Here is a 24,944-nt window from a genome sequence, read left to right on the forward strand (position 1 = left end):
CCGGATAGCGCTCAGCTCCTGACCAGCAGCACCGGGCAGTGCGCGTGGGCAAGGACTCGCCTGGCCACCGAGCCGATGATGGCCTCCAGGAAGCCGCCGCGGCCGTGCGAACCCATCACGATCAGGCCGGCGCCGATGCTGCCCGCGTACTCGACGATGCGGGCCGGCGCGAAGCCGACGAAGCCATGGCACTCGAAAGCGATACCGGCCTCGCCCAGGATGCTGGCCACGGACTGCATCGCCTTTTCATTCTGTTCGCGATGCCAGGCATCAAGGGTGGACCGGTCGACGAAGGTCTTGATGTCGCCAGCCACATCCGGCTCGCAATGCACCAGTTGCACCACGAAATCGCGGCTGAGCAGGGGATTCTGCACCAGGTAGCGGGCGGCCGCGTCGCTATAGGCCGACCCGTCGGTCGCAAGCAGGATCTTGTTCATGGAATCGCTCCTTATGTGCGCCGGTTCCCCGCCCGGCGCTCGCGCGACTGTCGACCAGGCCAGGTCCAGCCCAGCGCCTCGCGCGTCGAAACGCGGTGCGCGTGCCGGCGGCCAAGGACGAACACGTCCACCACCAGCGTTCCCAGCACCAGGACCAGGAAGCCGGCCCACATCGGGGCGGTGGCAAAGGTATCCACGCCGCTAGAGTCCTGCTGCGCCGGCAGATGTCATGGCAAGTTCCTCGCGGCGCGCAGTCTAGGCCCGCCTTGCATCCCGGTGCGTCATGCGCCGGGCGTCCGGCTCGCCGCAGTAATGCAGGATTTCGGCGCGGGCGGTGTTGCGCAGGCGCATGGCGGCCGGCCAGTCTGCGCCGTCCGGCCAGAGCGGGCTGCCGATGACCACGCCGATCGGCCCCCGGCGCGGCAGCCACTGGCCGTCGCGCAGCACCGAGCGGGTGCCGCGGATGGCGACGGGCACCACCGGCGCACCGGCCCGCGCGGCCGCCAGGAAAGCGCCCGAGCGGAAGGCCTGCAGCCCCGGCGCGCGCCCGAAAGTGCCTTCGGGGAAGAACAGCGCCGAATGCCCGGCGCGCACCGCCGCCACCACGCGCTCCACGTCCTCGTGCTCGCGCACGCTGTCGAAGCGGTCGATGAAATCGGCGCCGATGCTGGCCAGGTAGGTGCCGGGAATGCGCTGGCCCTGCAGTTCGCGCTTGGCGACCATGCATACCGGCGTGGGCAGCGCCGCCACCAGCACAATGCCGTCCAGGTAGCTGGCGTGGTTCGAGACCAGGATGCAGGGCCGGTCGCGCGGCAGGTGCTCAAGCCCTTGTACGAACCAGGGCACCGCGCCCAGCCTGAGAAACAGCCGGGCGGCGTGGTGGCTGAGCGCCCAGCCCAGTGCCGGCCGGTGCAGCGCAACCGATGCCAGCCAGGTCGCCGGCGCCAGCGTTGCGAACAGGAGCCAGGCATAGAGGGCGTAGGACAGTCCCGCGGCGGTCTGCCGGCCGCGCCGCAACTCCGGCCGCAGCGCCCGCCAGCCAAAGCGCGCGATCTGCAGCCAGGGCGCTTCCACGCCACGGCCCGGGCGTCCGCGCTCGAAGCGCTCGCGGCAGGCGGCGCGCCGGATCTTGCCGCTCGACGTCTTCAGGATGCTGTGCGGCGGCACCAGCGCGATATGGTCGGGCGGCATGCCCAGCACGTCGAGGGCGGTCTTCAGTGCCTGCCGGTGCAGCGCGCGGCGCGCCTGCACATTCTTCTCGGCGGTTTCCGCCATCACCACGATGCGTTCAGTGCCGCTATCCGGATCGGGACTGCCGAACACGGCCACGCAGCCCTTGCGTATGCCGGGGATGGCGCCGACCGCCTGCTCCAGTTCATAGGGATAGATATTGCGGCCGCCGCGCACGATGGTTTCCTTGGCGCGTCCGGTGATATAGACCTCATCGGCGGCGATGTAGGCATAGTCGCCGGTGTTCAGCCAGCCGCGGTCGAACAGCTGGCGGGTCTGCACGGGATTGCGGAAATAGCCGCTGGTGGCCGAAGGGCCGCGGAACTGCAGCAGGCCCTCATGCCGCTCGCCCAGTTCGCATCCGGTGGCGTCGACGATGCGGACTTCGTGGCCGGACAGCGGCCGGCCGCAGGACGGGAATTCCAGGGTCTCGCGCCCGCCAGTAGGCTCGTGTTCGCCGGCGGGCACGGCCACGGCAGTGCGCGTGAATTCGGCGCGGTCGATGCGGTCGGCCGCCAGCCCGCGGCCCAGCGGCGGAAAGGTCAGGCCCAGCGAAGCCTCCGCCAGGCCATACACCGGCGCGGCGGCCTGCGGGTGCAGGCCGTAGCGGGCAAAGCGCTCCATGAAGGCGCGCATGGTCTGCAGGCTCACCGGCTCCGCGCCATTGAAGACGAAACGCCAGCTGGACAGGTCCAGCCCGGCCAGGTCGGCATTGGCCAGCTTGCGCAGGCACAGCTCGTAGGCAAAGTTGGGCCCGCCCGAGAGCGTGCCGCGGTACTTATGGATGGCCCACAGCCAGCGCTCGGGCCGCGCCAGGAAGGCAAGCGGCGACATCACCACCAGCGGGTAGGCGTAGTACAGGCTGCCCAGCCAGGCGCCGATCAGGCCCATGTCGTGATAAAGCGGCAGCCAGCTGACAAAGACGTCCTGCGAGCCGACGGCCAGGGTCTTGCCCATGGCGCGCAGGTTGGCCAGCAGGTTGGCATGGCTGAGCACGACCCCCTTGGGCGAGCCGGTGCTGCCCGAGGTGTATTGCAGCAGGGCGATGTCGTGCGTGCGCAGTATCGGAGGGGCCAGGGCGCCGCCGCCGTCCTCCAGTTCCTGGGGCGTGAGCGCGCTTTGCAGTGTTCCCGTGCTGGCCTTGAGCAGGGCCGCCAGCGGCCGCGCCTGGGCCACCGTGATCAGGATCGGCGCCTGGGCATTGGCCAGGATGCCGGCGTGGCGCTGCAGGTGGTCGCCGATCTGCGCCAGCCGCGCCGGCGGGTAGAGCGGCACGGGAATCCCGCCCGCCAGCAGGATGCCGCAGAAGCTGTAGAAGTACTCGGGGCTGGTGGGCAGCATGATGGCCACTGCCGTGCCCGTCCGCACGCCGCGGGCGACCAGCCCGGCGGCAATGGCCGCAGCGCCGCGGTGCAGCTGCGCAAAGCTGATCTGCGTGTCTGCGCCGTCGCCGTCCTGCAGGACGATGTGGGTGCGCTCCGGGTGTCTGCGCAAGTGCCAGCGCAGCACGTCCGGCAAGGTGTCTGCGCCGTCGGGCGCGTGTGCCGCCGGCGCAGGGCGGGCCTGACGCAGGTGCGCGCCGCTGGCGCCGGGCGGCAGGTCCTGGGCGGCAAGCAAGGCACGCAGCAGGGCGCGCGGGGTGTCGGCCTGGGCCAGCACCTGCTCTGGCAGGCTGACGCCGAAGCGGTGTTCAAGGCGGGTCAGCAGCTCGGCGCGCGTCAGGCTGTCGAAGCCCAGTTCGCCTTCGAGCGTGCTGTCCAGCGCGACCGTCACTTCGGACTCGGCCGGCGGGCGCATGGCCGAAGACATCTCCCGCACGATGCCGAGCAGGGCATCCTCGTAGTTCTGCTTCGGGGGAGAATCCGCTTTCATGCGCGTACGGCCTCTGTCCACGCGATGCCGCGGCCGCCGCCGGATTCTGGCTGGCGCGGCGGCCGTTCCGGATGGCGCCTGGACTGACACCCTAAAGATAGCCCGCGTGCGGAAATTGTCGAGGCAGGTGCCGGGCCGGGCACAGGCCGGCAAGCCCCCGGCTGCACCCCGATCCTGAGCGGCAGCATCGCGCACATGGCACAGAAATCCGCGCTCGCGTGCTGGCTGCCTCGCTATGCTGGAAGGTAGAGCGCGGACGCGCATTACCGAGGATGGCAAAGCGATGAGCGACGATGCAGCCCTGGCTGGCCGGATCCTGGAGGTTGCCCTGATGCTGGGCGAGCGCAGCGGCTGGGACGCCCTGCACCTGCATGACGTCGCCGACGACATGGGCATAGGCCTGGACGAGATCCATCGGCATTACCGGCACAAGGACGACCTGGCCGAGGCCTGGTTCGAACGGGCCGACCTCGCACTTCTGCACGCTGCCACGCGTGAAGGCTGGGCCGCCCTGTCCCACCGCGAGCGCCTGGAGCAGGCCATCCTCGCCTGGCTCGAGGCGCTGGCCCCGCATCGGCAACTCACCGCCCAGATGCTGCGCTACAAGCTGCAGCCAGAGCACGTGCATCTGCAGGTGCAGGGCCTGCTGCATATCAGCAGCACCGTGCAGTGGCTGCGGGAATCGGCCCGCCTGCCCGAATCCGGCTGGCGCCGCGAAGTGGGGGAGGCCGTGCTGACCAGCATCTTCCTCTCCACCTTCGGCTACTGGCTGCGCGACCGTTCGCCGGATGCCGGGCGCACGCAAGCCTGGCTCGAACGGCAACTGCGCTGCGCCGAGCGCCTGGCCTAGCGCCGCCCTGGCGACAGGGGAGCCCGGTCCGGATGGACACGATCACCCATGCCTTGATGGGAGCGCACGCGCTTGCCATCCCCATGGCCGAGGTCCCCGGCCGGCGACTCAGCACGCGCGAGCGCCTGCTGCTTGGCGCTGCCGCCGGCGCCTTTCCGGATATTGATTTCCTGGGCTTCCTGGTCCATCCGCTGCATTTCCTGGCGCAGTGGCATTCTTCTGGAGCACGCTCGTGTCACATGAAGCGGGTACCGGCGCCTACTAACGTGCTTATGCGAAAGCAGCGAAGCTTCTGTCGGAAAGCGGTCATTGACGCTGACTTACCGTGACCGGGACGATTTTTTCCAGTTGGTCCAGCAACAGCTCCTTTTGCTGGACCGGCAGATTGACCAGACCGGGATACATGTTAATCAATGCCAGCCGTTGCGAAGACGACTTGGAGGGCAGTAGCATGAGCAACCCCGCCTTCTCACGGTCGGACAGCGATGACAGCTGCGGTAGCGCGCTGAGTTGCACCATACTGGCGGACCCTGCCGAAGGTACGGCAGCTTCGTCCGTCACGGCCGACGGTGCCGATTTTTCCCCTCCTGGCGACGTGCTTTGCGCGGCCAATGGGCTCGGTCCCGACCAAGCTTGCTGCGGGGCTGCCCTTGATGCCGGGGCGGAATCCCCTCCGCCGCATCCGGCAAGCAGCAGACTGAACAGCAGCATCCACCGAGCATGCAAAAATTGGCGCGGTGCATGCCACCCGTGGCAATTAAGGTGAACGTCTTGTTGCATGGTCAAGCATCCGATGATTCAGGAGAAAGTCGGCGTGGTACCGCACGAAATGCTGGTACCAGCCGCCACCGATTGCAGACGTGCCAGTGGATGCTGGCACGCCCATCGCTATGGCTTAGGACGCCCTCGCATATCAGTCGAATGTGCCGAAGCCTGTGCCAAGTCAATCAAGGACCCACGATGCTGATATAAGGCTGGGTGAAGCCCGCGAAGGTGACCGTATACACGAAACCCGCAAGGGTTGGGCCCGCGATCAGCTGCTTGGTCCAGTTCCCGTTGGGGCAGGTGGCGGCGTTTAGTAACTCCTGGGCGGTCGGCGCCGTCGTACTGAGCGGCGGCACTACCAGCTGGCCATTCTTGGAAGGTCTCAGGGTTCCCGACGAAGTAGCGTCCGTGAACTTCGTCTTCACCTCGACGATCTGGCCGCCATGGTTTGTGCACTGCACGGTGCCTGAGTAACTCACTGACAGAATCGCTGTCGCATTAGTGTGGCCGACCCCACCGATGGTAGTCCCGGTACAGCTGACATTCAGGCTGGAATCTACGGTGCATTGCGGCTCGGCAGAGCCGCTTGCATAATGCGCTCCGCTGGGCCCGTTGGCGGCAATTGTTTCCGCCCAAGCTGCGGGAGCGACCAGCACCGCCGCCAATGTGACTAAAGCTAGATTCTTCATATTTTTCTCCAGAATCCATTTAGCCCCCAGATGAGAAAAATTGGCTTGTTGTTTACCTTTTTCTTCGCTCCGCAGAAGTCAGCAGATACTTAAAGCCTTGATGGTTACCTCCTTGCTTCGTATTAAGAATATGCGCTTCAGAATTGCTGCAAAATTTACAATCTGGTATTGTATAAACTTTCTCGAAAGTATAGTTAAAGCAAGGCGTCGAACTGGAAATTTCTTTTTGGTCGGAGGCAGTTGCGCGCTGTATTTTGGTGCGCAATGGCTGCCTCAGTCGATCTATACTTATCTTTTTGCCGCGCTGCAGATCCACAAAGTTGTCGTCGCATTAGGCAGCAACATGCGCTGATAGCGGCCCACCGAGGCTGGCTGCCCGATAGGCATGACCAAGTGCGGTTCTCAATTCTTATTAATAGAAAAATAACAAATCGTCCTACGGTTTCAGCACTGTGCGTTTGACATGCTTGCCGGCAAGGGAAAGGATTCGCGCCGGCAGTCGCTGGAGCGTCCACTCCGTCGACTTCTGGGCGAGCCGCGTGCAGGGCTTCTTTACGCGGATAGCGTCGAGGATGGCGCGCGGCAGTATGGCCATGCGCTCTCACTGGGGTGGCGGGCGTGGTGGGGAAGCGCGCCGGCTCGCTGTATCAGGGTGGGGAGCGCTCGCGCGACTGGATGAAGATCAAGCGTCCCGGCGCGGTGCCGCCGCAGAGATTCACCCGGTAATCACGTCTCTATAGGCAAGTAATTGCCCTATTCGCCGTTGAAACACACTTAATGGCGCAGTGGTTTAAATACTCTGGCGGATGCCGATTCAACCACCATCGTTCAGCATGGAATGCGCGGGGCTGCTGTTTCGCCTCGCATTTATGGCCCTCGGGGAACCCCCCGGTCCCCGGGGGCTCTTTTTCCTCATTAGTGGGCGACACTGAATGATGCATTGGCATATTCTTTTTCCGCCAGGTTTCAAGCGAAAAAGTGTCGAAGTCACGCGCTGATGCTCGCGCTGACTGTGGGTAGTCGCAAAGCGCGCGGGGTCAGTCTACCTGCCCGGCGAGCGGCGGCGCGACTGGATAAAGATCAAGCGTCCAGGCGCGGTGCCGCGCCGGGTTTGCGCGCTAGTACGCAGCCAACGCTGTAAGCAGCAGCACAACGGCAACGTCGTCAAGCGTGCCGCCAAAGCCTTCCTCACCTGCTGCATCGTCACGCTGTCGAGCGTCGCGGCAACGACGCCGGTGATTGGAGGCGTGCCTTCGTCAAAGCGGCAGCACAGTCCCGCACGCCGTGGTCACCTCTACAGCGGAGCAATAGAACGTCTGATTACTTGCCGATTGATAGGCCGGCCGGGTTCCCGCGCCCCATCGCGCGCGGCCTACTCGCTGTCGAAAGCAGCGCTGATGCGCTGTCCCTTCATGCGAACCAGGGCACGAACCGTGTGCCCCCGTTGCTCGAGATTAGCTATTTTGATGCACCCCTATATGTGTGTTTTTGGGACGGATATACTAGCTCCGCAGTGCCCCAAAGCGTCGGTTTGGGGCACATTCTTTTCCACCTGCGCACACTGAAACCCCATGTTTTCCAGCCGTTTTCGTACTGATAACCGAGATTCCAATATCATGCTGTGGGTGGTGGCGGTCGGCTTCTTCATGCAGACGCTGGACTCGACCATCGTCAACACCGCGCTGCCGTCGATGGCGCACAGCCTGGGCGAGAGTCCGCTGCGGATGCAGTCGGTGGTGATTGCCTACTCGCTGACCATGGCGGTGATCATCCCGGCCTCGGGCTGGCTGGCTGACCGCTTCGGCACCCGCACTATCTTCCAGACCGCCATCGGGCTGTTTGTGGTGGGCTCGCTGCTGTGCGCCTATGCGCCGACGCTGAACTTCCTGGTCGGCGCGCGCGTGGTGCAGGGCGTGGGCGGGGCCATGCTGCTGCCGGTGGGGCGGCTCGCGGTGCTACGCACCTTCCCGCGCGAGCAGTATCTGCAGGCGCTGAGCTTCGTTGCCATCCCCGGCATGATCGGCCCGCTGATCGGGCCGACGCTGGGCGGCTGGCTGACGCAGGCGCTGTCGTGGCACTGGATCTTCCTGATCAACGTGCCGGTCGGCCTGCTGGGCGCACTGGCGACGGTGCGCTATATGCCCAACGCGCGGCTGACCGGCATCGGGTCCTTTGACATCGCCGGCTACCTGCTGCTGGCCATCGCCATGCTGGCGCTGTCGTTCTCGCTCGACGGGCTGGCCGGGCTGGGCTTCCAGCACGCCACCGTGCTGATGCTGCTGATCGCCAGCATGGCCGCGCTGACCGCCTACGGGCTGCACGCCAACCGGCGCAGGCAGCCGCTGTTCCCGCTGCGGCTGTTCCGCATCCACAGCTTCAGCGTAGGGCTGCTGGGCAACCTGTTCGCACGGATCGGCAACGGCTCGATGCCGTTCCTGATCCCGCTGACGCTGCAGATCAGCCTGGGCTATTCGCCGTTCAATGCGGGCCTGATGATGCTGCCCGTCACCGCGGCCGGCATGGCCTCCAAGCGCCTGGCCACGCGCCTGATCCAGCGCTACGGCTACCGCCGCGTGCTGGTGGCCAATACCTTCGTGGTGGGGCTGGTGATGGCAGCCTTTGCGCTGATCACGCCGCAGTTGCCGCTGTGGCTGCTGGTCCCGCTGCTGGCCGTGTTCGGCATGGTCAATTCGATCCAGTTCACGGCCATGAACACGGTCACGCTGAAGGACCTGAGCGGGGCCGGCGCCAGCAGCGGCAACAGCATGTTGTCGATGGTGCAGATGCTGTCGATGAGCCTGGCGGTGACCTCGGCGGGCGCCTTGCTGGCGACCTTCCAGTACCGCTTTGGCGGCGATACCGCGGCGGTGCTGCCGGCGTTTCATGCCACCTTTGTCTGCATGGGGCTGATCACGTGTGCGTCGGCCTGGATTTTCATGCAACTGGGCGTGCGCGAGCCCGCGCCGGCGATATCGGTGCAGCATGGCGAGAAGGAGGTGTGAGCGCCTGTGTGACACATGGGCCGCTTTGGGGGCGGCCGCGAACTTACCCGGCACTTCCCGGCTCCTATCCACATGAGCCGGCAGCGCCCGGTGCAAGGAGGCGTCCATGCAGCCGACAGGCAAAGCCGGGCCCGCACCCACCATCCCACCGCCGCCAGGCCCCCCTGCCGGCGGCAGCACGGTGCCGCGCACGGCCCCGGCCACCCCTGACGGCGCCGGCGCGGTGCCGGGGCCATCGGCGGCGCCCGACAAGGTCCATGCGGCGGCGCGGCCAGCGCTGGTCACGCACCGGGACTGCCCGCCGCCGCACACGTTGCCCGGCTGTGCCTGCGCCGACATGCTGTCGCCCGCGGCGCGCTACTGCGAGCTGTTCGTCGATGTCCAGCACAGCGGCCTGTTTGCCGACAGCAAGACCTTCCCTGACTGCATTCCCAACTGCGATCCGGACCTGATCGTGGCGCGCTACCGCGAAACGCGCGACACGCCCGGCTTCTCGCTGGCCGATTTCGTGCAGGCGCATTTCACCCGCGCCACCGTGCCGGAGAGCCACTACGTGTCAGACCCCGCCAGCACCCTGCGCGAACATATCGACGGCCTGTGGCCGGTGCTGACGCGCGAGCCCGTGGCTCATCCGCCGCTGTCGTCGCTGTTGCCGCTGCCGTACCGCTACGTGGTGCCGGGCGGGCGCTTCGGCGAGCTGTATTACTGGGATTCCTACTTCACCATGGAGGGCCTGGCCGGCAGCGGGTGCGGCGACCTGATGGTGGCGATGGCGCGGAACTTCGCCTATTTGATCGACACGTATGGCCTGGTGCCGAACGGCACGCGCAACTACTACCTGAGCCGCTCGCAGCCGCCGGCATTTGCGCTGATGGTGGACCTGCTCGAGCGCGAGCAGTTGGCCAGCGCCATCGACTTCCTGCCGCAGCTGCGCCTTGAATACGCCTTCTGGATGGACGGCGCCGACTGCGTGCGGCCTGGCCACGCGCACCGGCGGGTGGTCTGCCTGCCCGACGGCGCGGTGCTGAACCGCTACTGGGACGACCGACCGTGGCCGCGCGAAGAAGCCTTCATGGAGGACATGGAGACCGCGATGCGCAGCGGCCGGCCGCATCATCTGGTGTTCCGCGACCTGCGCGCCGCGGCGGAATCGGGCTGGGACTTCAGTTCACGCTGGCTTGATTCGCCATCCACGCCCACCGGCCAGCCCGCGGACCTTGCCACCATCCGGACCACGGCGATGTTGCCGGTCGATCTCAACGCACTGCTCTGGCACCTGGAAACGCGCCTCGCCGCGCTGTGCGAGCAGGCGGGCGATGCCGCGGCAGAGGCTTACCGCGCGGCGGCGCAGCGGCGCGAGGCAGCTATCCTGCAATACATGTGGGACGATCCCGCGGGCGTCTTTGTCGACTACGACTGGTGCCGCGGCGCGCCGCGCCTGTGCCTTACCGCGGCAACGGTGATGCCGCTCTATCTCGGCCTTGCGCGGCCGCCGCAGGCGCAAGCCGTGGCGCAGGCGGTGAAGGACCGGCTGCTAGTTGACGGCGGCCTGGCCACCACGGAATGCGCTTCGGGCCAGCAATGGGACCGGCCCAATGGCTGGGCGCCGCTGCAATGGCTGGCCGTGCGCGGGCTGGCGCGCTATGGCCACGACGACCTGGCGCGCGAGATCGCGCAGCGCTGGCTGGCGACCGTGGCCAGCCTCTACATTCATGAATGCAAGCTGGTGGAGAAATACCGCATCCGGAATATCGAAGGGCGGGCCTTGGGCGGGGGCGGGGGCGAGTATCCGTTGCAGGATGGCTTTGGCTGGACCAATGCGGTTGCCGGTGCGTTGATGGTCCTCTATGGAGAGGTGCCGGCAACGTGCCGGGCGGATGATGTGGCGACCTGAGGTGAGCACACTGAGCTCGCATCGCGTTGGGGGATTTGGCATTGCTGCTCAATGCGGTCGGTGTGTCGCTCTTGACGAGCGTAGCCGGCGAAACAGCCCACGCTAGTCAAGAGCCACAGACCAATCGCATGGCCACAGCAAGAACAGCCACAATTCAAAACTTCACCGCCACACTCATCCAGTAGCGGCGGCCGTCCTCGACATAGCCGTAGTCGGTGTAGTTCACCTGTTTGTCGAAGAGGTTGTAGATGCCGGCAAACACCGACACATTCCTGGTGACCGAATAGGTCGCGCCCAGGTCGACAAAGGTGTACGACGGCGCCACCACGGTGCTGGACGACGGCCCCGTGATCGGCTGGCTTTCCTTGCCGCGGTAGTTGACGCGCGCCCAGGCGTTGACCTTCTCGCCCGGCCGCCAGTTCAGCGTGGCCACCAGCAGGTGCATCGGCAACTGGTTCAGCGGCTGGCCCTGGTACTGGCCGCTCTTCTGCTCCGACCTGGTATAGGTATAGCTGCCGGTCAGCGACCACGCTTGCGCGATCGGCCAGCGCAGGCTGGCTTCCACCCCGCGCGAGTAGGCGCGGTCCACGTTCATGTAGGTGGTCGGGTTGGCGCCGAACCGGTTGGGGCCGTCGGTGCACTGCGTGGTCGGGCAGGCGACGCGCGTGATCTTGTCCTTGAAGTCGTTGTTGAAGAGCGTCACGCCCGCCTGCAGGCCGTTGCCCTTGTCATAGAGCAGGCCCAGTTCCTGCGATACCATGGTCTCAGGCTTCAGGTCCGGGTTGCCGTACATATTGCCGCCGCGGCTGGTCTGGCCCCAGCCGGCCACGGTCTGGCGCAGGTCCGGTGCGCGGAAGCCGGTTGACACGCCGCCCTTGACCGTCCAGCGCTCGGCCGCATGCCACACGCCGTACAAGCGCGGGCTGTAGTGCTGGCCGAAGTTCTGGTCGTGGTCCATGCGCACGCCGCCGGTCAGGGCAAAGCTCTGCGCCAGGCGCCACTCGTCCTCGGCAAACAGCGCCCACTGGTAGCGCTCGACCTGGTTTGGGCCGCCAGCGATCTGGTTGCCGGTCTGGTCGTTCAGGCGCTGGTTCAGGTATTCGCCGCCGACCGACAGCATATGGTTGCCCAGCGGCATCGCCCAGCTGGTGCGCAGGTCCAGGTTCTTGATCTTCATCTGGCGGCTGCGGTTGTCGAACGCCTCTTGCTGGATATAGCTGTCGGAGACGCCGAAGCCCCAGCGGCCGGTATGCGACAGCGCGTACTTCTCGCTGCGGTAGTCGGTCTCGGAGGAGGTGGGGCAGCCGGTGCGCGGGCAGGCGGTGCCGGGCGGCAGCGGCGGCACGGTCTTGCCCACGGTCTCGCTGCGCAGCTGGCGCATCCCCGTGGCCTCGAACACGATGTCGTGGTTGCGCGTGGGCGTGAGCGCCAGCTTGGCGGTCAGGCTCTCGGCGCGGCGCCCGCGGAAGCCGTAGTCGATATCGTCTTCGATGCGGTGCGTGCTCTGGCCGTACAGTTGCAGGCCCAGCAGGTCGCTCTTGAGCGGCCCGGCCAGGTAGAAGTTGCCCTGGTAGAGATTGCCTGAGTCATTGTTCTCCTGCAGCGTGGCGTCGCCGCGCAGCTCGCCTGTCCATGTCTTGGGCACCTTGCGCGTGATGATGTTGACCACGCCGCCCATGGCGTCGGAGCCATACAGCGACGACATCGGGCCGCGCACCACCTCGATGCGCTCGATCGCGGACAGCGGCGGCGTCCAGCTGCTTTCCACGCCGGACGAGTCGGAGTTGGTGCGGGTCTCGCGCGAGCTCTGGCGCTTGCCGTCGATCAGGATCTGCGTGTACTTGGCGCCCATGCCGCGCAGGCTGATGTCGGTCCGGTCGCCGCCGCCGCTGACGATCACGCCGGGCACTTCCACCAGCGCATCGTTGATGTCGCGATAGGCCTTGTTCTCCAGGTCTTCGCGCGTGACCACGCTGATCGACGCGGGGGCGTCGCGGATGTCCTGCTCACTGCCGGCCGCCGTCACCACCACGGTGGCGAGGGTCGCTTCCGCCTTCGGCTCCTGCGCCCAGGCTCCCGTCATGCCGGAGGTGGCGCATACCGCCGCCAGCATCCGCATCCATTGCCTCTGTCGTACACCCGCCGGTGCTGCCAATCCTGCCGCCGCCCTTGCTGCCGACCCAACCCCGGCGACCTTCCTGAACGTCATCATTTTCCGTGTCTTTTGTAAATAACAATCATTCGCATATTAGAATTCCGGATACAAAGTGCTTACCAGTCACTTTGGAAAGCTTTTGTTTCCTTGACGTTTCTTGACGGAACCGGGGGCCGGCGGCATCGTCCACGCCCGCAAGGCCCCGGCAAGCTGCATGCTGATGTGCTCCCACACGCGCGCGCGCGTGCTGCTGATCGACGACGACCTGGAACTGGCGCAGATGCTGCGCGAGTACCTGGAGCCCGATCACTGCACTGTCACGCTGGCGCATACCCGCGAGCAGGGCGAGACCCTGCTGGCCCGCAACGACTACGACGTCGCCCTGCTGGACCTGATGCTCCCCGACGGCAACGGCCTGGACCTGCTCAGGCTGCACCGCGCGCGCTCGCAGCGTCCGGTGATCATGTTCACCGCGCATGGCGATGAAACCGACCGGGTGCTGGGGCTGGAACTGGGCGCCGACGACTACCTGAGCAAGCCGTTCAGTCCGCGCGAGCTCAAGGCGCGCATGCATGCGGTGCTGCGCCGCTTCCACAGCGCCGCGCCCGCCGCGCCCGCACAGACCCCGTGGCTGGAGGCTGGCGCGCTGCGCCTGAACCTGGCGTCCGGCGTAGCCATCCACGGCAACGCCGAGGCGCCACTGACCGGGGCCGAGCAGCGCGTGCTGGAAATCCTGATGCGGGCGCCGGGCCGGGTGGTCGCGCGCGCCGAGATCGGCCGGTTCGCGCTGGGCCGCGCGCCGGCACGCTACGACCGCAGCCTCGATACGCATATCAGCGCGCTGCGCCGCAAGCTGGCGCTGGACGGCATCACTTCGCCGCTGCGGATCCGCAACCTGCGCGGGCAGGGCTATATGCTGGTGCAGGCGCCGTGAACTGGCGGCGCCGCGTGCGCGCGTTGTTTCCGCTGCCGCTGTTCTGGCGCAACTTCCTGACCTTCTGGCTGGGCATCGCCGCGATCGTCGGCATCGGCATGACACTGACGGCCGCGGTGGCCTGGTACCGCTTCGACGCGCTCGATGGCCTGAGCCCCGCGGCGCTGACCGAGGATGCGCTGGAGGTCGCCCAGGCCCAGGGGCGCCCCGGGCTCAGGCGCTGGCTGACGGCGATGGATTCGCACGCTTCGGCGCTGGACATCTACATTGTCGACCACACGCTGCAGGAACTGCTGGGCCGCCCATTGCCGGCGCGGCTGCGCAACCGCCTGGCCGACCGGCTGGTGCCGATGTGGCGCGCGGGGTTGATCGGCCATGCTGTCGCGCATGAGCCCGGGCCCGGCGCGCGCGTGTCATGGTGGGACCCGCAACCCATCGCGCTGCCGGAAGGCGGCGAGCTCCTGATGCTGTTCCTGCCGTTCGATTCGTCGCGCTGGGAGGTGCTGCACCTATCGCCCGTGGTGCTCGCGCTCGGCCTGTTCGCGCTGGCCGTGTCGGCGCCCCTGTGCTGGGCGCTCACGCGGCATGTAACCGGCCCCGTGCGGCGCCTGCGCGAAGCCACGCAAGCGCTTGCCGACGGCGAGCTGGCCACGCGCACGCCGCCCTTGCTGGCCCGCCGCGCCGACGAGCTGGGTCAGCTCGCGCGCGATTTCGATGCCATGGCCGACCGCCTGCAGCGCCTGATGGACTGGCGCGAGCAGCTGTTGCGCAATATTGCGCATGAACTGCGCTCGCCGCTGGGGCGGCTGCGTCTGTCGCTGGAGCTGGCGCGGCGGCGTGACGCCACGCTCGACCTGCAGTTCGAGCGCATCGAGCGCGAGACGGAACGGCTCGATGCGCTGGTCGAACGCACGCTGCAGCTGGCGCGGCTGCATGCGATGGCGCCGGTGCGCAATCCCGTTGACCTGGCCGAGCTGGTCGACGTCATCGTCACCGATGCCCGTTTCGAAGCCGCGGCCCGCGATGTGGCAATCCACTGGGCGCAGCCACCGGAACTGATCGTCGATGCCGATGCCGCGGCGCTGGGCAGCGCCATCGAGAACATCCTGCGCAATGCGATCCGGTACAGCGATCCCGCAGCAGCCGTGACCGTAACACTGCACGCCAGTGAGCTTGCGATCCGGCTCGACATCGTCGACGGCGGGCCCGGCGTGCCGCAAGACGCATTGCCAAACCTGTTCGAGCCCTTCTATCGGGTACGCAACGGTCCCGGGCATCCGACGGGCGCGGGGCTGGGGCTCAGCATCGCGCAGGCAGGCATCGCCGCGCATGGCGGCACGGTGTCGGCGCACAACGTGATGCCGCGCGGGCTGGCCGTGCGGGTTTGCCTGCCGCGCAAGATGTCAGGCACTGCTGTCCTTGATGCGGATCAATTGTGAGTCGCGGCGCAAGCATGCTGCGCATCTCCTGCTGTGGTAGATGCGCCGGAGCAAGGCTGATTCGCGGCGCGTACGCATCATGGCAACCCGCCGTGCAGGCAATGGGATAGATTCTGGGTCGGATCTAAGGCTTGCCTTATTGGTGGCATTAAGCGTCATCCCTATATTGCGGTTGTCCCTGTGACACTGGGTGACTGCGAAGCCAATGCAGTCGAACGCAGACGTGGGGCGCAGCGGATTCCCCTGAAAAGGGATCACCGTTCAACCATCAACTTATCTGACCAAGTCATCATGAAGCACACCAAGCTCCTCGCCGCTCTGATCGTTGCCGGCACCGCCATGGGCGCGCAATTCGCACACGCCGCCGACGGCACCATCACCTTCAATGGCCAGATCACGGCCCAGACCTGCACGATCAACGGCAACGGCTCCGGCGCCAAGGACTTCGCCGTGACGCTGCCGACAGTCTCTTCCTCGACCCTGTCCGAGGCTGGCTTCACCGCCGGCCGCACCGGCTTCAATATCGCACTGACCGGCTGCACGCCCAACACCGGCAGCGTGCACACCTTCTTTGAACCCGGCCCGACCACGGACACCACCACCGGCAACCTGATCGTCAACTCCGGCGGCGCCACCAATGTACAGATCGGCCTGCTGAACTCGGACTTCAGCCCCATCAAGGCAGGTTTTGCCGATGCATCGCAGAACTCCAAGGTCGTCACCATTGCCAGCGGCTCGGCCACGCTGTCGTACTACGCCCAGTACGTGGCCACCGGTGTGGCAACGGCCGGCGCAGCCAACTCGAGCGTGATGTACACCATCGCTTACCAGTAATCGCCAGTACGCAGGGTGCGGAGCGTGTTACCGGCGCGCTCCGCGCCTTTCGAATTCCGAAGTTTGCCGGTTCACCCGATACAGGCGCCGCTAACACGATGAAAACGACCACCAAGACCCTGATCTCCGCCGGCGCCATTGCGCTGGGACTCATGGGCGCGCTGCACGCGCAAGCTTCCGTGGTCATAGCGGGCACGCGGGTCATCTACAACGCCAAGGACGCTGAGACCACCATCAAGCTGACCAACGAAGGCAGGTCACCGGCGTTGACGCAGGCTTGGATCGACAAGGGCGACGCCAGGGCTTCACCAACCTCCATCGAAGTGCCGTTCACGGTGACGCCGCCGGTGGCGCGCATCGATCCGGGCAAGGGCCAGACGCTGCGCATCATCTACACCGGCGAGCCGCTGGCGCAGGACCGCGAATCCGTGTTCTGGCTCAATGTGCTGGAGATCCCGCCAAAGCCCACCGCCGAAGAAGCTGATGTCAACAAGCTGCAGCTGGCCTTCCGCTCGCGCATCAAGCTGTTCTTCCGCCCCGCGGGCCTGAAGGGCAACGCCAACGACGCTCCTGGCAGCATCAGCTGGCGCCTCACTCAAGCCGGCGGCAAGGTGGCGCTTGAAGCGAGCAACCCCAGCGAGTACCACGTTTCCTTCGCCGGGCTCGAACTGGCCGGTGGCGGCAAGACCGCGAAGTTTGAAGAGGGCGGAATGGTCGGTCCGGGCGAAACCAGGGCATTCCCGCTGACCGGCGAGGTTGCGCAGGGCTCCGACGCCAAGGTGCACTACCACGCCATCAACGACTACGGCGGCGCCGTCGACGGCGAAGCCGCGCCGGGCAGCGCCGCCAGCCAGGCCGCTTCGCGCTAGCCATGCGCCGGGCAACACCCGGCGATCTTCCATGATTTCCTGATTGACGATGCCGCGCAAGCGGCAGGGGCAAGTCTTGCCCGCGCATGGCCAGATCCGGCATAAACCAATGAGAATCCAGAAGACCTCTTCCTTTCCGTCCCGGCTGCGTCCGGCCAGCGCGGTGGTGTTGTCCTTGTTCGCGAGCGTTGGTGCATGGGCGGCGCCTGCCGGCACCGGCGCCTCGAACCTCCTGGCCGAGGTGGAATTCAACGACACGTTCCTGCAGCAGCCCGGCGGCAGCCGCATCGATGTGAGCCGCTTCAACAAGGGCAACGTGGCCTTGCCGGGCAACTATCGCGCGGAGCTGTATGTCAACGAAGCCTGGTTGGGCCGTGCCGAAGTGACGCTGCGCCAGGTGGGCGAAGACAGCCGCAACGTGCAGCCGTGCTTTGACCGTGCCGCGATCCAGCGCATGGGCGTGGACCTGACCAGGTTGTCGCCGGAGGCGTCGGCGCGGCTGGACACGGGCTGCGTATCGCTGCCCGACCTGGTCCCCGATGCCACAGCCGCCTTCGACAACGGCGAGCAGCGCCTGAATGTCTCGGTGCCGCAGATCGCCATGTCGCGCTCGGCGCGCGGTTATGTCGATCCCAGGTACTGGGACGAAGGCGTTACCGCGGCGCGGCTGCAATACAACGCCAACGTTTATCATTCCGATTCGAGCGGGATCTCGACCACGCAGAGCTATGTCGGGGTGAACGCCGGACTCAATTTCGGTGGCTGGCGCTTGCGCCATCTGGGCAACCTGACGCACGGCGACGTCGAGGGCACGCGCTACCAGAGCGTGCAGACCAGCCTGCAGCGCTCGATTGCGCAGATCAGGAGCCAGCTGATCATCGGTGACGCCTTCACCGACGGCACCATGTTCGACAGTTTCGGCTTCCGTGGCGTGCAGATTGCCAGCGACGACCGGATGTACCCGGAATCTCAGCGCGGCTACGCGCCGACCGTCCATGGCATTGCCAACAGCAACGCTCGCGTGCAGATCCGCCAGAGCGGCAACATCATCTATGAAACCACGGTTGCCCCCGGCGCATTCGAGATCAATGACCTCTATCCGACCGGCTACGGCGGCGATCTCGAGGTGGTGGTCACCGAAGCCGATGGCAGCGTGCATACCTCGCGCGTGCCCTATGCCGCAGCCGTCAATGCGCTGCGCCCGGGCGTCACGCGCTACAGCATGACCGTCGGCCAGTACCGCAATACATCGATCCAGAGCAAGCCGATGATGATGCAGGCGACCGTGCAGCACGGCCTCAGCAATATGGTGACCGGCTACGGCGGCGTCATCGCGGCGCAGGACTACACGGCGGTGATGGGCGGCGGGGCGCTGAACACGGACTTCGGTGCCTTCGGCGCTGACGTGACCCAAGCCTGGACCACCCTGCAGAATGCGGCCAACCGGAGCGGCCAGAGCATGCGGCTGTCGTACAGCAAGCTGGTGGCCCCGACCAATACCAACCTGACGCTGGCCGCCTACCGTTATTCCAGCAGCGGCTACCTGAGCATGACCGACGCCATGGCGCTGCGCGACCTGGACCAGCGCGGCCTGGGCCCTGGCATGCTCCTGAGCGGCATCCAGCGCGGGCGCCTGCAGATGACCATCAACCAGATGCTGCCGCGAGGCTACGGTTCGTTCTACCTGTCCGGCTCCACGCAGAACTACTGGAACCGCGGCGGCTCCGATACCCAGTTCCAGGCGGGCTATAACAACAGCTACAAGCGGATCAACTATGGCGTCTCGGCGTCGCGCCAGTTCAACGTCGGCTCAGGCAAGTGGGACACCCGGGTGATGCTCAACGTGGGTATCCCGCTGGGCAAGGGCCAGCACGCGCCGTACTCGATGACCAGCCTGAGCCACGATTCCACCGGCGGCACCTCGCTGCAGGAAACGGTGACCGGCACCCTGGGCGAGGACAACGCCTTCACCTACGGCGTGAACGCCGGCTACACCGGTGGCGGCAACACCAGGGATGCAGCCTCTGTCGGCGCCAACGTCGGCTATGTGTCGCCGATGGCTACCATGACGGCCAGCGCCAGCACGGGCCGCAACTTCTCGCAGGCAGGCCTGGGCATCAGCGGCGGCATCGTGGCCTATGCGGGCGGCGTGGCGTTCACCCCGACGATGGGCGACACCATGGCCATCGTCGAGGCCAGGGATGCCGCGGGTGCGCGCCTGGCCAACGGCAGCGGCCTGCGCGTGGACCCCTGGGGCCGCGCCGTGGTGCCGACCCTGACGCCGTTCGCCACCAACCAGATCGAGATCGACCCGAAAGGGCTGCCGATGAGCGTGGAGCTGAAGACCACGCAGCAGAACGTGGCGCCGACCGCGGGTGCGATCGTGAAGATGAAGTTCGAGACGGACAACCCAGGGCGGGCGGCGATTCTGCGTGCCAATGGGCCGGATGGGAAGCCGCTGCCGTTTGGCGCGGAGGTGTCGGATGCGCAAGGGCAAAGCATTGGTACCGTCGCTCAGGGTGGTCGTGTCATTGCGCGCGGTCTCAAGGCAGATTCCGGCCGGTTGATGGTGAGCTGGGGCAAGGGCGCTGCACAGCGCTGTGGTTTGGACTATGTCTTGCCGAAGGTTGGCAGCGAAGCGGGCACGTCTTACCAGGTCGTGGACGCAAGGTGCCGTTGATCTAGCCGGAAACAAGTCTTGCCCGACCGCGGGCTGCGTACTGACATTGCTCACAATGCCATATTTGGCTCCTGGGCATGACAGCCTTGTATCAAAGGGCGGGGACAGTGGCGATGACGTTCACCATGACCTGTCTGTGACGCGAGGCGGCCAGAAAGACACCGTCTGACCCCGACGATCCGGAATGTTGATGCATAATCCGGAGGCATTTCCATATCCCATCGTGGGCGCTTTCTGATGCCCGGTGCCCGGACCGGCGTCACGCAGGTTGCCGAGCAGGAGCGTCGCCAATGGTCAACTGGCTGTCTCGCGCGAACACGCAGGTTCACGGCCGCCTGCTTGCCGTTGTCGTTGCCCTGCTGATCGTCGTGATCAGCAGCTTCCTTGCCCTGTTCTTACATAGCCTGTTCGAGCGCATCCTCTGGGAACAGGCGTCGGCCAGCCGCCTGCATTTGGGAGCGGTGCTGGAGGTAAAGTCCACGCACGAGTATTTCATCCGGCGCATGGCGGACATCTCCGGGCCGGAGTATCGGCTGGCGCGCAGCGACCGGCTGGCTGGCCAGCTCGAAGCCATGCTGACGGGCTTGCCTCCAGGCAGTGCCCGTACCGTCGAAGTGCCTGGCCTGACCAATCAGGCCACCATGCTGACGGGCACGCCCGCGCCAGCGGCGGAGCATCCCGACACGATTTCGCACATCGTTCGATTCGCCATCTTCGAGCGCGCGTACTGGGGTAAGGCGCCAGAGGGGATGCGCTCGGCTTTCCTGGCTGCCGACGGGAGCCAGGCATTCGTGACACCGGCGCTTCCGGGCGCGCTGGCGTTGAGCGGGCCGCTGGTCGATGCTGTTGTCAGCAACTGGGCCAAAGCGCTGGCGAACCGGTCGCGCGAAGCGCAACCTGAGACGCCGGTCGCCTCACCGCTGTGGGCCGGACCATACCAGGGCACCATCGAGCGGGGCCCGATCCTGAGCTGCTTCCTGCCAGTCCGTGACGCCAGCGGAAATCTCGTGGCGTATGCCGCGACTGCCATTCCTGCACGCGCGCTGATGGGCGACGTCAGCGTCCCGGATGCCACGCACGCCGCGTCAGGCAGGCGCGCAATGTTCTTCGATGAGCAAGGGCGGCTGCTGTACCAGGGCAGCGACGCCGGGTGGCTGCGCCCGCAAGCGCTGGGTGAGCGGGTGGCGCGTGAGTTGGGCAGCAGCCGGCAAAACGTAGCCTACTGGTTCGAGCAGGGCAGCCTGATGATTGGCCTCATGGCACGCGACCATGGCTGGCGCGCGGCCTACGCTTATCCGCTGTCGCAGGCGCTGGCGGATCATGGCCCGGCGCTGGCGGCTGCGCTTCTGCTCTATGGGCTTGGTGTGCTCGCGGTGCTGACCGGTGCCGGCACGCTGCGGCGCCGGGTGTTGGTGCCGCTGCAGCAAAACGCTGAACGGATCGAGGACAGCGAACGCTTCAACCGTACCGTGATGCAGGCCGCGCCGGTCGGCCTGCGGGTGGTGCGCACAGCCGATGCGCATGTACGGGTCGAGAACGCGCTGGCCGCGCAATGGCTGCCGCTCGACACGCGCACGGCGGGCCGGCCATGGCTGGACGAGATGCTGGCGCGGCGGGGTGACCAGCCCGCGCGGCTGGAGCTGCAGGTGCCATCCGACCACGGGGCACCGCGCGACTTGCTGGTAGTCGGCCGCCACACCCGCTTCGAGGGTGAAGACGTACTGCTGTGTGCGATCCATGATGTCACCGACGAACGCGAAGCGCACCGCGCGCTCTCGCGCGCACGCCAGCTGGCGGATGAGGCAAGCGCCGCCAAATCGCAGTTCCTGGCCGCCATGAGTCACGAAATCCGGACGCCGCTGTACGGGATGCTGGGCACGCTGGAGCTGCTGTCCCTGACAAAGCTGGCGCACAGCCAGCGCGAGATGCTGTCGACCATCCAGTCCTCGTCGCAGGTCTTGCTGCAGATACTGGATGACCTGCTGGACTACTCCCGCGCGGAAGCCGGCCAGATCGAACTGGACGCCGTGCCGTTCGATCCGGTCGACCTGCTGGAATCGACGGTTCGCGCGCAGGCGCCGATCGCGCTGCAAAAAGGCATTGCGCTGCCGTTCTATCCACAGCCCGGCTTGCCTTGCCTGGTCGGGGATCCGGTGCGGGTGCGCCAGATTATCGATAACCTGCTCGGCAACGCGCTGAAATTCACGGCAGAGGGCCATGTCATCGTGCGCCTGCAGCGCGCGCCACAGAGCGAAGCGCCGGATGCCGACGGCAGGATCGGCATCCGGCTTGAGGTGGCGGATACCGGGCCAGGCATTGCGCCAGAGGTCCAGGCGCGACTGTTTGAGCCTTTCGTGCAGGCAGATGCTTCCACCGCAAGGCGGTTTGGCGGGTCGGGCCTGGGCTTGTCGATCTGCAGGCGCCTGGCCGCCCTGATGGGCGGCAGTATTTCCGTGCAAAGCGAACCGGGCAAGGGCAGCGTCTTCCGGGTATTGCTCAGGTTGCCGGAAGCCGGGCCGCGCGAACAGGTTGAGCCCGTGCTGCCGCCGGTGGCCGTGCTGTCGGAAAATGACGAGATCCGCAGCCATGCCATCGACAATCTGCGCGCCATGGGCTGCAGGGCAGTCGCTTGCCGTGGGCCGGCGCCGGAACCGGGCATGGTATTGCTCGTTGCCACGCGCCACATCGAGGCCATTCCCGAAGGCTATGCCGGCGTGGTCTTTACGCGCGTCGACGGTCCGGCGGAACCACAGCTGATCGCCGGCAGCTGGCTGGTCAATGCCTATCATCAGGCGGGCATCCTGCGGGCGTTTTGCAAGGCGGCCGGCATGACGCCGGTCAGTGCGCCGCCGCTGGCTGCGCCTGCCGACCCCACGCCGCAGCTGGGGCTGGAGATACTGGTGGTCGACGACCATCCCTACAACCGGCTGCTGATGCAGCAGCAGCTTGAGCGCCTTGGCTGCCGGCCGACGCTTGCGGCCAGCGGCGAAGAAGGGCTTGCAGTGTTGCGCCGGCACAAGTTTGACCTGATGCTGACGGATGTCCACATGCCCGGCATGGACGGCTACGCACTGAGCCGCAGGCTGCGCGCGCAGGGGGCAACGCTGCCCATCGTCGGGCTTACCGCGAGCATCGCGCAGGGTGAGGCCGAGCGCTGCCTGGAAGCCGGCATGAATCGCTACCTGTCCAAGCCGATCCTGCTGGGCGACCTGGCCGAGTGTCTGCGCGCCGCGCTGCCGGCGCATGTACCCGGCCTGGCACAAGGGGCCGCGGGCGCGGCTGGCTCCGCCGGCGTGGAGGATAAGGTTGCCAGCATGGCGTTGCTGGAGCGCACCATGCGTGAGGATTTCAAGCAACTATCCGCCGCGGCAGCCAGCGGGGAACTGAAGGCAATCCGCGATCATGCCCATCGTATGAGGGGGGCCATGGCGCATGCCGAAGATGGCGAGGACATGGTCGAACTGTGCCGGGAACTGGAGCTGGATGCCGCCCAGGCGCTGGCAGCCGTGCAAGCCCATGTCGACAACCTGGCGTTGTATCTTGCCGCATACTTTGACGATCCTGAAAACCATGAAGGCAGCCCGGATGCGGCCCGACGCGATTGGCCGGATACTATTTAAGGAATACCTTAATTCGGGTTTTTCGGAAGACTCCTAATATTCAGATCAGCGAAGATGACCGGCATTGAATGCCGGCACGGTTCGGCGGCGCACAGGTAGGCGGCCGGCAGAACCGATAAAAACAAGGGGGATCGTAAATGATCAAGGTAATCATCGCAGATGACCACCCCGTCGTGCTTGACGGGATGAGCCGGGTGCTGGCGAACGAAGTGGGCACGCAAATCGTCGGAAGTGCCGCAAATTCCACCCAATTGGTGGAATTGCTTGAAAGCACGGATTGCGACGTTATCGTGACCGACTACTCCATGCCGGGCGGCCAGTTTGGCGACGGCCTGCCGATGCTGCAGATGTTGCGCCGCCGTTATCCCACCACCCGGATCGTCGTAATGACCATGCTGGATAATCCGGCGCTGATTCGCAATATCCAGAAGGCCGGCATTTCCGTGATCCTGAACAAGACCGATCCGGTCCAGGAACTGGTGCCGGCGGTGCGTGCCGCGTTCAGCGGGCTGAGCTACCAGCCGGCATCGGTGCGCGCGATCCTGGCTTCGGGCGGCCTGGATGAGCCGTCGCACCGGCCGGTCCTGACGCGCCGCGAACTGGAAGTGATACGGCAGTGTGCAGCCGGTGTCCCGGTCATCGAGATTGCGCGCCAGGCCAACCGCAGCAGCAAGACCATCAGCGCGCAGAAGAGCATTGCCATGAAGAAGCTGGGCCTGACCAACGACTACGAGCTCTATGAGTACGCCAGGACAAACGGCCTGCTGGGCGGCACCTGATCCTGGCGTCATCCCTGCCTTGCGGGCCGGTCGGGCCGCGTCGCATTTTCCCTCCCTCCGCTGAATAGCACGCCAGGCGGCGCTGACGCCGGCCCTCTCCTGCCGTGCGGCGGCACCTGCGCTATCCATCTGCTCGGAAGTTTCCCTGCTCATTTCAGGCTTGGCTGATTTCGAAAGCCAGGCGCATGGTTCATCCTGAATGCAGGAATGACAACGCTGGAGCGTAAGGTGGCCATGGAAAATATCCGGGTGCTCGTCGCGGACTCGCAACCTGTCATGCGGCGCCTTCTGGGCCGGCGGCTCGCGGCCAGCGCCTGCATCGAACTGGCTGGCCTGGTGGGCGACGAACCGAGCCTGGTGCAAGCGCTGCAGCATGGCTCGTGTGATGTCGTGGCACTGCGTTACCCGCTTGGGGACACCAATGAGCCCGAGCCTTGCGGCTACGCACGCCTTGGCACGCGGCTCGCCGAGCTGGGCGGGCAGCGCGTGGTTGCGATCGCCAACGTCGCCGACCGTGCCGGCGTGCTGCAGCTGCTCAGGGACGGCTGCCGCAATGTCGTGACCGCCAGGGACAGCCTCGACGAAGTCATGAAGGCGGTCTGGATGGCATATCTGGGGCTGGCTTCCGTTTCGGAAATCGCTTGCACGCTGATCTGGGGCAGGCCCTGCAGCGGTCCGTCGGACGGCGGCGATTGGGCGGAGTTGCTGACCAGGCGTGAAAGCGAAGTGCTGCGGCTCTACCTGTCGGGCATGTCCGTTACCGGGATCGCCGTACGCACCGGCCGGACCGTCAAGACGATCAGCACGCAAAAGCAGAGCGTCATGCGCAAGATCGGCGCCGAGAACGACGTGGAGCTTGCCGCCTTTGCCATCCAGCGCGGCATGTTGTGAGGCG

At 66.1% G+C, this 24,944-nt stretch carries 18 protein-coding genes; 12 read left to right on the forward strand and 6 right to left on the reverse strand.

Features of this window, described 5'->3' with window-relative positions; genetic code table 11:
• Window positions 1-11 precede the first annotated feature (11 nt).
• The 3 genes from A3A5_RS0100840 to A3A5_RS0100850 are packed head-to-tail and all read right to left on the reverse strand — an operon-like array spanning window position 12 to window position 3,539.
• Entirely contained in the window at window positions 12-437 is a 426-nt protein-coding gene (locus tag A3A5_RS0100840; protein ID WP_018308770.1) for a universal stress protein, read from the reverse strand.
• Between the two features lie 11 nt (window positions 438-448).
• Window positions 449-634: a hypothetical protein gene (locus A3A5_RS43935; protein ID WP_018308771.1), complete on the reverse strand. Its 186-nt coding sequence runs from the start codon at window positions 632-634 to the stop codon at window positions 449-451.
• Window positions 635-692: 58 nt separating this feature from the next.
• Window positions 693-3,539, reverse strand: coding sequence for an AMP-binding protein (locus A3A5_RS0100850; RefSeq protein WP_018308772.1), 2,847 nt, complete (start codon window positions 3,537-3,539; stop codon window positions 693-695).
• A gap of 283 nt (window positions 3,540-3,822) precedes the next feature.
• On the opposite strand from A3A5_RS0100850, the gene A3A5_RS0100855 reads away from it, so the two are divergent.
• Together A3A5_RS0100855 and A3A5_RS44330 are read left to right on the forward strand one after the other, a co-directional pair.
• The gene (locus tag A3A5_RS0100855; RefSeq protein ID WP_018308773.1) at window positions 3,823-4,389 is read left to right on the forward strand and encodes a hypothetical protein; all 567 of its coding nucleotides are present in this window, start codon (window positions 3,823-3,825) and stop codon (window positions 4,387-4,389) included.
• Window positions 4,390-4,421: 32 nt separating this feature from the next.
• A complete protein-coding gene (locus A3A5_RS44330) occupies window positions 4,422-4,718 on the forward strand; it encodes a metal-dependent hydrolase (protein WP_232431237.1) in 297 nt (98 codons plus the stop codon).
• Here the strand turns inward: A3A5_RS44330 and A3A5_RS44335 are convergent.
• Both A3A5_RS44335 and A3A5_RS0100870 read right to left on the reverse strand, forming a co-directional pair.
• On the reverse strand, window positions 4,696-5,169 hold the full coding sequence (locus A3A5_RS44335; protein WP_232431238.1) for an FAM174 family membrane protein: 474 nt from the start codon (window positions 5,167-5,169) through the stop codon (window positions 4,696-4,698). The two genes, A3A5_RS44330 and A3A5_RS44335, sit on opposite strands and share 23 nt — an antisense overlap.
• Before the next feature lie 167 nt (window positions 5,170-5,336).
• Window positions 5,337-5,843 (reverse strand): hypothetical protein, encoded by a 507-nt coding sequence (locus tag A3A5_RS0100870; protein ID WP_018308776.1) that lies wholly within the window; start codon window positions 5,841-5,843, stop codon window positions 5,337-5,339.
• 1,616 nt (window positions 5,844-7,459) lie between these two features.
• On the opposite strand from A3A5_RS0100870, the gene mdtD reads away from it, so the two are divergent.
• Window positions 7,460-8,845: a multidrug transporter subunit MdtD gene (mdtD, locus tag A3A5_RS0100885; protein WP_018308779.1), complete on the forward strand. Its 1,386-nt coding sequence runs from the start codon at window positions 7,460-7,462 to the stop codon at window positions 8,843-8,845.
• Between the two features lie 106 nt (window positions 8,846-8,951).
• Window positions 8,952-10,739, forward strand: a complete 1,788-nt coding sequence (treF, locus tag A3A5_RS37460) for an alpha,alpha-trehalase TreF (protein WP_018308780.1) — start codon at window positions 8,952-8,954, stop codon at window positions 10,737-10,739.
• Between the two features lie 154 nt (window positions 10,740-10,893).
• Here the strand turns inward: treF and A3A5_RS0100895 are convergent, their stop codons facing one another.
• On the reverse strand, window positions 10,894-12,858 hold the full coding sequence (locus A3A5_RS0100895) for a ligand-gated channel protein (RefSeq protein WP_026200328.1): 1,965 nt from the start codon (window positions 12,856-12,858) through the stop codon (window positions 10,894-10,896).
• 250 nt (window positions 12,859-13,108) lie between these two features.
• Here A3A5_RS0100895 and A3A5_RS0100900 point away from each other — a divergent pair, with 250 nt between their 5' ends.
• From A3A5_RS0100900 to A3A5_RS0100935, 8 genes are all read left to right on the forward strand, one after another.
• Window positions 13,109-13,828: a response regulator transcription factor gene (locus tag A3A5_RS0100900; RefSeq protein ID WP_026200329.1), complete on the forward strand. Its 720-nt coding sequence runs from the start codon at window positions 13,109-13,111 to the stop codon at window positions 13,826-13,828.
• Window positions 13,825-15,267, forward strand: a complete 1,443-nt coding sequence (locus A3A5_RS0100905) for an ATP-binding protein (RefSeq protein WP_018308783.1) — start codon at window positions 13,825-13,827, stop codon at window positions 15,265-15,267. Before A3A5_RS0100900 ends, A3A5_RS0100905 begins: the two co-directional genes overlap by 4 nt.
• Window positions 15,268-15,558: 291 nt before the next feature.
• Window positions 15,559-16,101, forward strand: a complete 543-nt coding sequence (locus A3A5_RS0100910; protein ID WP_018308784.1) for a fimbrial protein — start codon at window positions 15,559-15,561, stop codon at window positions 16,099-16,101.
• 98 nt (window positions 16,102-16,199) lie between these two features.
• Window positions 16,200-16,970, forward strand: a complete 771-nt coding sequence (locus A3A5_RS0100915) for a fimbria/pilus periplasmic chaperone (protein WP_018308785.1) — start codon at window positions 16,200-16,202, stop codon at window positions 16,968-16,970.
• 109 nt (window positions 16,971-17,079) lie between these two features.
• The gene (locus A3A5_RS0100920) at window positions 17,080-19,650 is read left to right on the forward strand and encodes a fimbria/pilus outer membrane usher protein (RefSeq protein ID WP_018308786.1); all 2,571 of its coding nucleotides are present in this window, start codon (window positions 17,080-17,082) and stop codon (window positions 19,648-19,650) included.
• A 290-nt stretch (window positions 19,651-19,940) separates the two neighbouring features.
• On the forward strand, window positions 19,941-23,270 hold the full coding sequence (locus A3A5_RS0100925) for an ATP-binding protein (protein ID WP_018308787.1): 3,330 nt from the start codon (window positions 19,941-19,943) through the stop codon (window positions 23,268-23,270).
• A 137-nt stretch (window positions 23,271-23,407) separates the two neighbouring features.
• The gene (locus tag A3A5_RS0100930; RefSeq protein WP_018308788.1) at window positions 23,408-24,049 is read left to right on the forward strand and encodes a response regulator transcription factor; all 642 of its coding nucleotides are present in this window, start codon (window positions 23,408-23,410) and stop codon (window positions 24,047-24,049) included.
• 234 nt (window positions 24,050-24,283) lie between these two features.
• Window positions 24,284-24,940, forward strand: a complete 657-nt coding sequence (locus A3A5_RS0100935; protein WP_026200330.1) for a response regulator transcription factor — start codon at window positions 24,284-24,286, stop codon at window positions 24,938-24,940.
• The last annotated feature ends 4 nt before the right edge of the window (window positions 24,941-24,944 follow it).

Origin of the sequence: Cupriavidus sp. UYPR2.512, from assembly GCF_000379565.1 — a bacterium.
Lineage (GTDB): Bacteria > Pseudomonadota > Gammaproteobacteria > Burkholderiales > Burkholderiaceae > Cupriavidus.